General features: G+C 71.4%; 12 protein-coding genes. 6 read left to right on the top strand and 6 right to left on the bottom strand.

Features of this window, described 5'->3' with window-relative positions:
• Positions 1 to 390: hypothetical protein (locus ACFQ3T_RS07345; protein ID WP_380721532.1), on the top strand; the 390-nt coding region annotated here is incomplete at its 5' end.
• Positions 391 to 431: 41 nt separating this feature from the next.
• Here the strand turns inward: ACFQ3T_RS07345 and ACFQ3T_RS07340 are convergent.
• The 5 genes from ACFQ3T_RS07340 to ACFQ3T_RS07320 are packed head-to-tail and all read right to left on the bottom strand — an operon-like array spanning position 432 to position 5,387.
• Positions 432 to 1,130: a FadR/GntR family transcriptional regulator gene (locus ACFQ3T_RS07340; RefSeq protein WP_380721529.1), complete on the bottom strand. Its 699-nt coding sequence runs from the start codon at positions 1,128 to 1,130 to the stop codon at positions 432 to 434.
• Positions 1,130 to 1,897, bottom strand: coding sequence for a 3-oxoacyl-ACP reductase (locus tag ACFQ3T_RS07335; protein ID WP_380721527.1), 768 nt, complete (start codon positions 1,895 to 1,897; stop codon positions 1,130 to 1,132). Before ACFQ3T_RS07335 ends, ACFQ3T_RS07340 begins: the two co-directional genes overlap by 1 nt.
• A gap of 43 nt (positions 1,898 to 1,940) precedes the next feature.
• Positions 1,941 to 3,299: an aldehyde dehydrogenase family protein gene (locus ACFQ3T_RS07330; RefSeq protein ID WP_380721524.1), complete on the bottom strand. Its 1,359-nt coding sequence runs from the start codon at positions 3,297 to 3,299 to the stop codon at positions 1,941 to 1,943.
• A complete protein-coding gene (locus ACFQ3T_RS07325; RefSeq protein WP_380721521.1) occupies positions 3,296 to 4,066 on the bottom strand; it encodes a gamma-glutamyl-gamma-aminobutyrate hydrolase family protein in 771 nt (256 codons plus the stop codon). Before ACFQ3T_RS07325 ends, ACFQ3T_RS07330 begins: the two co-directional genes overlap by 4 nt.
• Entirely contained in the window at positions 4,047 to 5,387 is a 1,341-nt protein-coding gene (locus tag ACFQ3T_RS07320; protein WP_380721518.1) for a glutamine synthetase family protein, read from the bottom strand. Before ACFQ3T_RS07320 ends, ACFQ3T_RS07325 begins: the two co-directional genes overlap by 20 nt.
• 127 nt (positions 5,388 to 5,514) lie before the next feature.
• On the opposite strand from ACFQ3T_RS07320, the gene eat reads away from it, so the two are divergent.
• Entirely contained in the window at positions 5,515 to 6,933 is a 1,419-nt protein-coding gene (gene eat / locus ACFQ3T_RS07315; RefSeq protein WP_380721516.1) for an ethanolamine permease, read from the top strand.
• A 168-nt stretch (positions 6,934 to 7,101) separates the two neighbouring features.
• Positions 7,102 to 7,563, top strand: coding sequence for a CAP domain-containing protein (locus ACFQ3T_RS07310; protein ID WP_380721513.1), 462 nt, complete (start codon positions 7,102 to 7,104; stop codon positions 7,561 to 7,563).
• Positions 7,564 to 7,626: 63 nt separating this feature from the next.
• On the opposite strand, the gene ACFQ3T_RS07305 is transcribed toward ACFQ3T_RS07310, so the two are convergent.
• The gene (locus ACFQ3T_RS07305; RefSeq protein ID WP_380721510.1) at positions 7,627 to 8,019 is read right to left on the bottom strand and encodes a winged helix-turn-helix transcriptional regulator; all 393 of its coding nucleotides are present in this window, start codon (positions 8,017 to 8,019) and stop codon (positions 7,627 to 7,629) included.
• 101 nt (positions 8,020 to 8,120) lie between these two features.
• Between ACFQ3T_RS07305 and ACFQ3T_RS07300 the strand changes: the two genes are divergently transcribed.
• The 3 genes from ACFQ3T_RS07300 (at position 8,121) to ACFQ3T_RS07290 (ending at position 11,470) form a co-directional block, all read left to right on the top strand.
• The gene (locus tag ACFQ3T_RS07300; protein WP_380721507.1) at positions 8,121 to 8,957 is read left to right on the top strand and encodes an NAD(P)H-binding protein; all 837 of its coding nucleotides are present in this window, start codon (positions 8,121 to 8,123) and stop codon (positions 8,955 to 8,957) included.
• A 134-nt stretch (positions 8,958 to 9,091) separates the two neighbouring features.
• The gene (locus tag ACFQ3T_RS07295; RefSeq protein ID WP_380721505.1) at positions 9,092 to 9,955 is read left to right on the top strand and encodes a 3-hydroxybutyryl-CoA dehydrogenase; all 864 of its coding nucleotides are present in this window, start codon (positions 9,092 to 9,094) and stop codon (positions 9,953 to 9,955) included.
• 420 nt (positions 9,956 to 10,375) lie between these two features.
• A complete protein-coding gene (locus ACFQ3T_RS07290; RefSeq protein WP_380721502.1) occupies positions 10,376 to 11,470 on the top strand; it encodes a tryptophan dimethylallyltransferase family protein in 1,095 nt (364 codons plus the stop codon).
• Positions 11,471 to 11,476: the final 6 nt, after the last annotated feature.

Here is an 11,476-nt window from a genome sequence, read left to right as displayed (position 1 = left end):
GCCTGGACGGCCTGGGCCGCCACCACGCCGGCCGCCCGAAGTGCCGCGGCGGGCGGGTCTCATCAGGCGGTGCCGGGTGGGCCGCACGCCGCGTACTCCCCGCTCCCGCCGGGTCACGGTGGGTTGAAAATCCGGCGGGTCGCCGGGCACAAGGCCACCCAGCTGGTCGCGGTCGGTCTGCTCGGGCTCGTCCTGGGCGGCGGGATCGTGGCCCTCGCCGACCGCGACGACCACCGCAGGCACGGCGGCGGGTTCGACCGGCAGGGCCACTCTCGGTTCGACGAGCGCGGGGGCGGCCGGTTCGACGAGCGCGGAAAGGGCGGCGACCGGGGCGAGCGCCACCCCGGGGGTTGGCCCGGGCGCGGGCCGGAGCGCGACTTCGAGCGGTAGGCCGGACCGGGACGGGGAAGATCACCCGAGGCGGTGAACCGTCAGGTCAGGAAGCCGCGCAGCAGCAGGGCCGTGCCGTCGAGGTGCTCGGCCATCGCCCGCCGCGCGGCCTCCGCGTCACCGGCCAGGATGTGCGTGACGATCCGCTCGTGCTGCTCGTTCGAGTGCGCCAGGTTGGGCTGGAGGAGCGGTATCCGGTCGAGCAGGGCGTTCACCCTCATCCGGGCGTCGGCGACGGCCGCCGTGAGCGACGGCGACCCGGTCGCCTCGGCGATCGCCAGGTGCAGGCGCGAGTCCTTGCGCCGGTACTCGTCCAGCGACGCGTCACGGCACTCGACCAGCCGGGACAGCAGGTTCCGCCGCTCCACCGACCCCAGCGCGCGTCCCGCCGCGCACTCCACCGCGCCCGTCTCCACCGCCGCGCGCAACGTCATCGCGTCCGCCAGGTCCTCCGGGTCGACCCGGTGGTCCGGCGCGGGGACGGGCACGCGCTCCATCACGAACGTCCCGCCGTACCGGCCGCGCCGCGACTCGACGTACCCGGCGTCCTGCAACGACCTGATCGCCTCGCGCAACGTCACCCGGCTGACGCCCAGCCGGGTGGCGAGGTCCCGCTCGGCGGGCAGCCGCTCCCCCGGCCCCACGGCCCCGAGCCGGATGGCCTGCATGAGCCGTTCCACGGTCTCCTCGAACGCGTTGCCCGCCCGCACGGGGCGGAACAACGCGTCCTGCAACGGCATCACAGCGGTGTCACGTAGGCACCGGCGATGCCGCCGTCGACCAGGAAGTTCGACGCCGTGATGAACGACGAGTCGTCGCTGGCCAGGAACGCCACCGCGGCCGCGATCTCCTCCGGCTCGGCGAACCGGCCCAGCGGCACGTGCACCAGTCGCCGCGCGGCCCGCTCCGGGTCCTTCGCGAACAGCTCCCGCAGCAACGGCGTGTTCACCGGTCCGGGTGACAGGGCGTTGACCCGCACCCCCTGCCGGGCGAACTGGACGCCCAGCTCGCGGCTCATCGCCAGCACGCCGCCCTTGGACGCGGTGTAGGAGATCTGGGACGTCGCCGCGCCCATCGTCGCCACGAACGACGCCGTGTTGATCACCGAGCCGCGGCCGCGCTCCAGCATGTGCGGGATGGCGTGCTTGCAGCACAGGTACACCGAGGTCAGGTTGACCTTCTGCACCCGTTCCCACGCCTCGATGCCGGTGGTCAGGATCGAGTCGTCGTCGGGCGGCGAGATGCCCGCGTTGTTGAAGGCGACGTCGAGCGAGCCGTAGGTGTCCACAGTGGTCTGGAACAGGGCGGAGACCTGTTCCTCGTCGGTCACGTCGACCTGGGCGAACAGGCCGCCGACCTCGTCGGCCGCCGCCTTGCCCGCGTCACCGTCCACATCGGCCACGACGACCCGCGCGCCCTCGGACGCCAGCCGTCGGACCGAGGCGAGCCCGATGCCGCTGCCGCCGCCGGTCACCACGGCCACCCGGCCCTCAAGTCGCTGAACCATGTCTCTCCCAATCGATGTGCGCGTGCGGTCGTGCGCGGTGCGGTCAGTGGGCGATGAAGACGTTCTTGGTCTCGGTGAACGCGTCGAGCGCGTCCGGCCCGAGCTCGCGCCCCAGGCCGGACTGCTTGAACCCGCCGAACGGCGTCCAGTACCGCACCGACGAGTGGGAGTTCACCGAGAGGTTCCCGGCCTCCACGCCGCGGGACACGCGCAGCGCACGCCCCACGTCACGGGTCCAGATCGACCCGGACAGGCCGAACTCGCTGTCGTTGGCCAGGCGGACCGCGTCCTCCTCGTCGGTGAACGGCAGCACGGCCACCACGGGCCCGAAGATCTCCTCCACGGCGGCGCGGTCGCCGGGCGCGACGGGCGCGAGCACCGTGGGCGGGAACCAGAACCCCGCGCCCGACGGCGCCGAGCCGCGGAACGCCACCGGCGCGTCGGACGGCACGTAGGACGCGACCTTCTCCCGGTGCGCGGCGGAGATCAGCGGTCCCATCTCGGTCGCCTCGTCGCCCGGCGCGCCCACCACGACGCCCTTGACGGCCGGTTCCAGCAGCTCCATGAACCGGTCGTAGGCCGACGCCTGCACCAGGATGCGCGACCGGGCGCAGCAGTCCTGGCCCGCGTTGTCGAACACCCCGTACGGCGCGGTGGCCGCGGCCTGCTCCAGGTCGGCGTCGGCGAACACGATGTTGGCCGACTTGCCGCCCAGCTCCAGCGTCACCCGCTTGACCTGCTCGGCGCAGCCGGCCATGACCTGCTTGCCGACCCGCGTGGACCCGGTGAACACGACCTTGCGCACGGCGGGGTGCGTGACGAACCGCTGCCCCACCACCGGCCCGGCGCCCGGCAGCACCTGGAACACGCCCTCCGGGACACCGGCCTCCAGCGCGAGCTCGGCGAGCCGCAGCGCGGTCAGCGGCGTCAGCTCGGCCGGTTTGAGCACCACGGTGTTGCCCGCCGCCAGCGCGGGCGCGAAGCCCCACCCGGCGATCGGCATCGGGAAGTTCCACGGCACGATCACGCCGACCACGCCCACCGGCTCGTGGAAGGTCACGTTCAGCCCGCCCGGCACCGGGATCTGCCTGCCGAACAGGCGTTCCGGGGCGGCGGAGTAGTAGTGCAGCACGTCGCGGACGTTGCCCGCCTCCCAGCGCGCGTTGCCGATGGTGTGCCCGGAGTTCAGCACCTCCAGCGCGGCCAGCTCCTCCACCGCGCCGTCGACGGCGTCCGCGAACCGGCGCAGCAGCCGGGCCCGGTCGCCGGGCGCGACGGCACGCCACGCGGGCAGCGCCGCCCAGGCGCGGGCGATCGCCGCGTCGGTCTCCTCCAGCGAGGCCAGCGGCACCGACCGGACCACCTCCTCGGTGGCCGGGTTGATCACGTCGAACGTCGTCACTCCACACCCCTGTCCGCAACCGCGGTCCTGTCCGCTGCTGCCCTGTGTCCTGTGGCGGTGTCGCCCGTCGCGGCCCGCGTCGCGGCGACGAGCGCGGCGAACAAGCGGTCGTCCTCGGTGTCGGCCTCCGGGTGCGACTGCACGCCGAGCACGAACCGCGCGCCGGGCAGCTCCACGGCCTCCACGGTGCCGTCCGGCGCGCCCGCGACCACGCGCAGGCCGTCGCCGATGGTGTCCAACGCCTGGTGGTGGTGGCAGTGCACGGTGGTGGCCAGGCCGACGACCTCCGCCAGCCGCGAGCCGGGCGCGACCGCGACGCCGGTGTGCTGGAACACCCCGGGCGTCGGGTTGTGGCCGTCCACGTGCTGGACCAGCGTGCCGCCCAGCGCCACGTTGAGCAGCTGCATCCCCCGGCACACCGCGAGCAGCGGCAGGTCGAGTTTTAGTGCCGCTCGCGTGAGGCTCAGCTCGACCGCGTCCCGGTCGGGGCGGGCCGGTCCGGTGCGCGGGTCGCGCGGCCGCCCGTACAACGCCGGGTCGACGTCCGCGCCGCCCGCCAGCACCAGGCCGTCGAGGAACGCGATGGCGTCCGCGTCCCACTCGCCGACCGGCGGCAGCAGCACGGGGTTGCCGCCCGCCCGCACCACCGAGTCGAGGTAGTCGCGGTGCAGGACCGCCGCCTCCACGTCCCACACGCCGAACCGGGCGCGTTCGAGGTAGGTGCTGACGCCGATCAGCGGGCGTGCCCTAGAGCCGTTCGAAGCCACGGATGCGCTCCCAGTCCGTCACCGACGAGTCGAACGCGGCCAGTTCCACCCGGGCCGCGTTGAGGTAGTGCTCGACCACGTCCTGGCCGAACGCCTCGCGCGCCAGCTCGCTCCTCGCCAGCAGGGACGCGGCGTCGCGCAGCGTGGCGGGCACGGTCGGGCGGTCCGACCCGTAGGCGTTGCCGACGAACTCGTCCTCCAGCGGCAGCTCGTTCTCCACGCCGTGCAGGCCGGCCGCGATCAGCGCGGCGACGGCGAGGTACGGGTTCACGTCCGCGCCCGGCACCCGGTTCTCGAACCTGAGCGACTGCCCGTGCCCGACGACGCGCAGCGCGCACGTCCGGTTGTCCTTGCCCCAGGCCACCGCGGTCGGCGCGAAGCTGCCCCGCGCGAACCGCTTGTAGGAGTTGATGTTCGGCGCGAGGAAGTACGCCAGCTCTCGCAGCGCGGCGAGCTGGCCCGCCATGAAGTGCTCCATGAGCTTCGACATGCCGCGCCCTTCGGCGAACACCGGCTCGCCGTCCTCCGAGCGGAGGCTCAGGTGGATGTGGCACGAGCTGCCCTCGCGCTCGTTGTACTTCGCCATGAACGTCAGCGACTTGCCCTGCTGCGCCGCGATCTCCTTGGCGCCGGTCTTGTAGATGCTGTGGTTGTCACACGTCGCGAGCGCTTCGGTGTAGCGGAACGCGATCTCGTGCTGGCCGGGGTTGCACTCGCCCTTGGCCGACTCGACCACCATGCCCGCGCCCGCCATGTGGTTGCGGATGGCGCGCAGCAGCGGCTCGACGCGCGCGGTGCCGAGCAGGGAGTAGTCCACGTTGTACTGGTTGGCCGGGGTGAGGTCGCGGTAGCCGCGGTTCCAGGCGTCCTCGTAGGTCGTGTCGAAGACGATGAACTCGAGCTCGGTGCCGACGAACGCGCGCAGACCCCGTTCGGCGAGGCGGTCGAGCTGGCGCTTGAGGATCTGCCGCGGGGACACCACGACCGGCTCGCCGTCCTCCCAGACCAGGTCGCACATCACGAGCGCGGTGCCCTCGTGCCACGGCACGCGCCGCAGCGTGGACAGGTCGGGCCGCATGACGAAGTCGCCGTACCCGGTCTCCCACGACGACATGGCGTAGCCGTCGACGGTGTTCATCTCGACGTCCACGGCGAGCAGGTAGTTGCAGCCCTCGGCGGCGTGCGGCAGTACCTCGTCGACGAAGTAGCGGGCGGCGCAGCGCTTGCCCTGGAGGCGGCCCTGCATGTCGACGACCGCGACGAGCACCGTGTCGACCTCCCCGGCGTCCACGAGCACGCGCAACTCCTCGACGGCGAGCATCCGCGATACCTCCAAAGGTATGTCAGCGAGCCATTGGACAGCTCATCTTGACACCATCACATCAGCCACGCCACCCTCGCCACATCCTCCAAAGGAGCGCGACTGACCCATTAGGGAGCGAGCGCAGATGGCCAAGCACGTCGAGTACGAGAAGGTGGGCAGCGACTACCTGGAACACCGGCAGCTCAAGCGGGGCGCCGCGGGCTGGGTCCTGCTGGCGGGGCTGGGTGTCTCCTACGTCATCTCGGGCGACTTCGCCGGGTGGAACTTCGGCATCGCGCAAGGCGGGTGGGGCGGCCTGCTCGTCGCCACGGCCCTGATGGGCCTGATGTACACGTGCATGGTGTTCGGCCTGGCGGAGCTCGCGGCCGCGCTGCCCGTGGCCGGCGGCGGTTACGGCTTCGCGCGACGCGCGCTCGGACCGCTCGGCGGGTTCGCCACGGGCATCGCGATCCTCATCGAGTACGCCATGGCGCCGGCCGCGATCGCGGTGTTCATCGGCGGGTACGTGGAGACGCTGGGGCTGTTCGGCCTGACCAACTCCTGGCCGGTGTACCTGGTGTGCTTCCTCGTGTTCATCGGCGTGCACCTGTACGGCGTCGGCGAGGCGTTGCGGCTGATGTTCGTCATCACGGGCGTGGCGGTGGTGGCGCTGGCCGTGTTCGTCATCGGCATGGTGCCGCGGTTCGACTCGGCGAAGCTGTTCGACCTGGCCCAGGGTGACGGCTTCCTGCCGTTCGGCGTCACGGGGGCGTTGGGCGCGCTGGTGTTCGGGATCTGGTTCTTCCTGGGCGTCGAGGGCGTGCCGGTGGCCGCGGAGGAGGCGCGCGACCCGAAGCGGGACATGCCGCGCGGGATCATCGCCGCGATGCTCGTGCTGCTGGTGTTCGCGGGCGCGATCCTGGTGTTCGCGCCCGGCGGGGCGGGGTCGGAGGCGTTGAAGGGGTCCGACAACCCGCTGCCGGCGGCGGTGCGCGCGGCGTACGGCGGGGACAACCTGCTGGCGCAGGTGGTGAACTACGTCGGCCTGGCCGGGTTGGTGGCGAGCTTCTTCTCGCTCATCTTCGCCTACTCGCGGCAGTTGTTCGCCCTGTCGCGGGCCGGGTACCTGCCGCGGTGGCTGTCGCGCACCGGCAAGCGCAAGACGCCGTACCTGGCGCTGATCGTGCCGGGCGCGATCGGGTTCGTGCTGGCGGCGATCACCCGCGACGGCGCCTTGCTGATCAACATCGCGGTGTTCGGCGCGGCGCTGTCGTACGTGCTGATGATGGTGTCGCACATCGTGCTGCGGGTGCGGGAGCCGGGGCTGGAGCGCCCGTACCGGACGCCGGGCGGCGTGGCGACGACGGCGGTCGCACTCGTGCTCGCGCTGGCGGCCGTGGTGGCGACGTTCTTCGTGGACGAGCTCGCCGCCGGGATCACGGCGGGCATCGTCGTGGTGGCGCTGGCGTACTTCTGGTTCTACAGCCGGCACCACCTCGTCGCGTCCGCGCCGGAGGAGGAGTTCGCGGCCATCGCGCAGGCCGAACGCGAGCTGAAGGACTGACCGGACCGGCCGGGGCGGGCGGCGCCGGTCCCTCGCCCCGGCCGTCCGAATACCAGGTGATCCGGTCGGGATGTCCGGCATTCCCCGTGGTTCGCCCGATCGTGGACGCAACTCCGCTCCAGAGCGGGAACCCTCCTCACGCAAGGTGCCACCGAGGAGGAGGACGTCATGACCACCAGGACCTGCACGGCCGGACTGGCCGTCGCGGCACTGCTCGTCACGACCGGCGTCGCCACCGCCGCACCGACCTACGCGGACCAGGTGCTCAGCCTGACCAACGCGGAACGTTCGGCGGTCGGCTGCCCGGCGCTCGCCCCGAACGCGCAGCTCGCGGCGGCGGCCAAGCGGCACAACGACGAGATGGCCCGCACCGGCAACTTCAGCCATACAGGCGTTGACGGCAGCACGCCCGCACAGCGCGTCACCGAGGCCGGTTACCAGTACCGGATCACGGCGGAGAACATCGCCGCCGGCCAGGGCACGCCCGAGGAGGTCGTGCGGGCGTGGATGAACAGCTCGGGCCACCGGGCCAACATCGTCAACTGCGAGTTGCGCGACCTCGGCGTCGCGCACGCCGTGGACGGCAGCGCCAAGTCGTACTGGACCCAGGAGTTCGGCGTCCGGCGGTGACGTCCGGGGTGACGTCCGGCGGTGTCGTACAGGGGTCGTTCAGGCCGGCGTTCGGGGTGTCGTTCAGGCGCGGCGGGGTCGCACCGGTTCGCGGGCGTCGTACTCCCGCCGCGCCGCTTGGACCTGGTCGAGGTTGACGGACCACTCCGACAGCGCGGCGAACAACGGCGCCAGGCTGCGCCCCAGCTCGCTGATCTCGTACTCGACGCGGGGCGGGACCTCCGCGTGGTAAGTGCGCACGACGAGCCCGTCGCGTTCCAACTGCCGCAGCCGTTGCGTCAGCACCTTGGGCGTGATCGTGGTGATGCGGCGTTCCAGCTCGACGAACCGCTGCCGCCCGTGCTCGTGCAGCGCCCACAGGATCGGGGTGGTCCACCGGCTGAACACGATGTCGACCACCGGGGCGATCGGGCAGGCCAGTTCGGGCGCGACCTCACGCTGTGTGCTGCCGGTCACAATCCACCCCTTCCGCCATTACTATCCTCTAGGTACCTACTATACCCGCGAAGGTAGCGTCCTCGTCGTCCACATAGGAGTTCGGGAACGAGGAGCGCATCGTGATCGTGGTAACCGGAGCCACCGGCAACGTCGGCCGGCCGCTCGTGCGGGCGTTGGCCGCGGCGGGTGAGCGGGTGACGGCCGTGTCGCGGAAGGTCTCGGCGGCGGACGTGCCGGACGGCGTGCGCGCCGTGGCGGCCGACCTGGCCGAGCCGAGGAGCCTCAAGCCGGCGCTGGACGGCGCCGAGGCGTTGTTCCTGCTGACGTCCGGCGACTGGCTGGCGTCCGGCGGCGGCGCCCCCGTGCTGGCCGAGGCGTTGGACCTCGCGCGGGACGCCGGCGTGCGGCGGGTCGTCCTGCTGTCGTCGCAGGGAGTGGGGACGCTGCGCCACCCGCCGCAGCTGGAGGAGGCCGTGCGGGAGTCCGGTCTGGAGTGGACGGTGCTGCGGCCGGGCGGGTTCCAGTCCAACGCGTACGCGTGGGCCGAGTCGGTCCGCGCGCGCCGCGAGGTCGCCGCGCCGTTCGCGGACGTGGCGCTGCCGAACGTCGACCCGGACGACATCGCCGGGGTCGCCGCCGCGGCGTTGCGGGAACCGGGCCACGGCGGCCTGACCTACGTGCTGACCGGACCGGCGGCGATCTCGCCGCGCCAGCAGGCGGCGGTGCTCGGCGACGTGCTGGGCGAGCCGGTGCGGTTCGTCGAGCAGACCCGGGACGAGGCCAGGGCGCAGCTGCTCCGGTTCATGCCGCCGGGGGTCGCGGACGCCACCCTCGACATCCTCGGCACGCCGTCGCCCGCCGAGCGGGAGGTGAGCCCCGACGTCGAGCGGGTCCTCGGCCGCCCCGCCCGGCCGTTCGCCGAGTGGACGGCCCGGAACGCCGCGGCCTTCCGGTGACGGGTCCGGGCGCGGGGCGCGCGCTTCGGGCCGAAGTCGGGAACTAGCAGGTCGGACCGAGTCGGACGAGCGCGCCGTCCGACTCCGGGGCCCGAGGATGTGCTTCCCGTCGAACGCCCTGGCAGGATCGGGCCGTGAGTGACATTCAACGTGTTGGAGTGGTGGGATCGGGCCTGATGGGCTCCGGCATCGCCGAGGTCTGCGCGCGCGCCGGGCTCGACGTGCTGGTGGCCGAGGTCAGCCCGGACGCCACGGAGGCCGCGCGCGGGCGGATCGCCTCGTCGCTCGGCCGGGGTGTGCGCAGCGGCAAGCTGTCCGCCGAGGACCGGGACGCCGCACTGGAGCGCCTGCGGTTCACCACCGACTACGCCGACTTCGCCGACCGTAACCTGGTCGTGGAAGCCGTCGCGGAGAACGAGCAGGTCAAGACCGAGGTGTTCGCGGCGCTCGACAAGATCGTCGCCGACCCGGACGCCATCTTCGCGTCCAACACCTCCTCGATCCCGATCATGAAACTCGGCATGGCCACGAGCCGTCCCGAGCAGGTCATCGGCGTGCACTTCTTCAACCCGGTGCCGGTGTTGAAGCTGGTGGAACTGGTGCCGTCGCTGCTGACCGGCGACAAGACCAGGACCAGGGCCGAGGCGTTCGTGACGGGGGTCCTGAACAAGGAGGTCATCCGCTCGCAGGACCGGGCGGGGTTCGTGGTCAACGCGCTGCTGATCCCCTACCTGCTGTCCGCGATCCGGATGCTGGAGTCGGGCTTCGCCAGCGCCGAGGACATCGACAACGGCATGGTGCTCGGCTGCGCGCACCCGATGGGTCCGCTGCGCCTGACCGACCTGATCGGCCTCGACACCACCAAGGCGATCGCCGAGTCGATGTACGAGGAGTTCAAGGAGCCCTTGTACTCGCCGCCGCCGTTGCTGCTGCGCATGGTGGACGCGGGACTGCTCGGCAAGAAGAGCGGGCGCGGTTTCCACAGCTACGCGTCCTGACCGTTCGTCGAAAGGCCGTCGACCTCGCGGTCGGCGGCCCCCTTCGGGCTGCCGGCCATTACCACACCACGCTCCGGCACGTCACGGGGAGCACGGCGCAACAATTAACACACCTGTCTCGTATGGCGGGAAAGTCAATTCGCGGCGAAACGTTCGACCGTACACCGGGCAGCGCCCCGGGCAAAATACCACGATCTGTCATCGGAGTACGGCGGAACATTAGTGCGAAAGACTGACGGCGGTCTGGTCAATAGGCCGTTCGGAGCATTCTTGATTACGGTCGCCTTCTGCGTCGAGACTGATCGACAGGACCTGTGACCTGCCTTTAGAGTGCCCTACGTCACGCTACGGCCGCCTGGTGGACAAGATTGGTTCGCCTAGCGTAACTTTCGACTCGCCCCCCACGAGGAGAACCCCGCCTTGGACCCTCAAAACGTTTCCATACGCGATTTCACGGGCCGCCAGTTGAGTGCGCTCCTGCATTCTTTGGGCATGACGGAGAACACCGTCAAATCCGTTGGGCTGCTCGCTGACACGCTCGGCCCCGGCGGCCTGCAACCGGTTTCCACCAGGCCGGAGTGGCCTTCCGGCGTGGCCGACGACCACACCCCGGTCGAGTTCTCCACGGCTTTCGCGGCGGGCGAGCCCCCGGTCGTCCGCATGATCGTGGAACCCACTGCCACCAGGCCTTCCCGCTCAGCGAACACGGCCGCAGCGCTCGCCGCGCTCGACCGGATGCGGCACCGCGAGAACCTGGACACCGGCCGTTTCGACGCGGTGCGGAGCCTGTTCCTGCCGGACGACCCGGAAAGTGACTTCACATTCTGGTACTCGCTGGTGTTCCGTCCCGACGAGGCGCCGGCGGTGAAGGTCTACTTCAACCCGGAGGTGCGCGGCAAGGCCGCCGCCGAGGACTTGGTGCGACAGGGCCTGGAGCGGACCGGTTTCGCCGCCGGTTTCCCCGTCCTGCGCGACCACGCGATGACGAGGCCCGGTCTCGACCGGTATTCGTTCTTCGCGCTCGACCTGGTCGAACAAGAGCAGGCCCGGGTCAAGGTCTACATCTCCCACCACGCCGCCGAGGTAAGCGACGTCACTCGGGCCGCGAGCGCCGCGCGGGGCGTCGATGTGGACAGGGTGCCCGACTTTTGCCTGCTCACGGGCGGCAACACGGGAACGTTCGACAAGCGCCCCCTGATTTCCAGCTACACGTTCCTCCAAGGCGACGCCGGCGTGCCCAGCGGCTATTCCCTGTACGTGCCGATCCGGGACTACGTGACCGACGACGAGGAAGCACGTCGCCGGGTCCTCGCGGTGATGGCCAAGTACGACCTCGACCCGACCCAGTTCGACAACGCGCTGCGCGCCATCACGCGACGTCCGCTGGACGAGGGCGTCGGGCTCATCGCCCACGTGTCGCTGCGCATGGGCAGGCCGCGCCCCGGTGTCACCGTCTACCTCTCGTCCGAGGCCTACGACGTGGCCTCGCCGCGTTCGATCAGCCTGGCTGTCTAGGAGTCA

Origin of the sequence: Saccharothrix hoggarensis (assembly GCF_042678885.1) — a bacterium.
In the GTDB taxonomy this organism is placed as follows: Bacteria; Actinomycetota; Actinomycetes; order Mycobacteriales; family Pseudonocardiaceae; genus Actinosynnema; species Actinosynnema hoggarensis.
This window is presented reverse-complemented; position numbering and strand designations above follow the sequence as displayed.